1 protein-coding gene is annotated in these 557 nt (G+C 62.1%); it reads left to right on the top strand.

Features of this window, described 5'->3' with window-relative positions:
- Positions 1-53: 53 nt before the first annotated feature.
- On the top strand, positions 54-557 hold a 504-nt coding region (locus JK635_RS27765), incomplete at its 3' end, for an ATP-binding cassette domain-containing protein (RefSeq protein ID WP_202651163.1).

Below are 557 nucleotides of genomic sequence, written 5' to 3'. Positions count from 1 at the left end.
CTGGGCGTGGTCAAGGGCGCGGTTGATACCGGCGCCATGATCAGGGGGATGTGATGCAGGCGCTCAAGCACATGGAAGCACCGTTGGCGGCGCGTCCGCCCGGCGCCGGCGAGATCGCCGGCATGGACCTCGGCCATCGCTGGTATGCGCCGGGCACCCACATCACGATACGCGGCCTGCACAAGACCTTCGGCGCCCACACGCTGTATGACGGCTTCGACCTCGACATCCCGAAAGGCAAGATCATTTCCATCTTCGGCCCCAATGGCTGCGGCAAGAGCACGCTGATCAACATGATCGCCGGCATCCTGCCGTACGACAAAGGCCAGATCCTGTTCGACGGCAAGGACGTGCACGACACCCGCATCGGCTACGTGTTCCAGAATTACCGCGAGGCGGTGTTCCCGTGGATGCGCGCGATCGACAATATCCGCTACCCGATGAAATACCTCGACCTGTCGAAAGGCGAGAAGGAAGCCCGCATCGACCGGCTGGTGGAAAGCTTCGACGTGAAGATCGACCTGAACAAGTATCCGTACCAGATGTCGGGCGGCCAG

It is taken from the genome of Neobacillus paridis, assembly GCF_016765675.1.
In the GTDB taxonomy this organism is placed as follows: domain Bacteria; phylum Bacillota; class Bacilli; order Bacillales; family Cytobacillaceae; genus Neobacillus; species Neobacillus paridis.
Note: the sequence above shows the minus strand (reverse complement) of the source record. Positions and strands in the feature narration are given on the sequence as shown.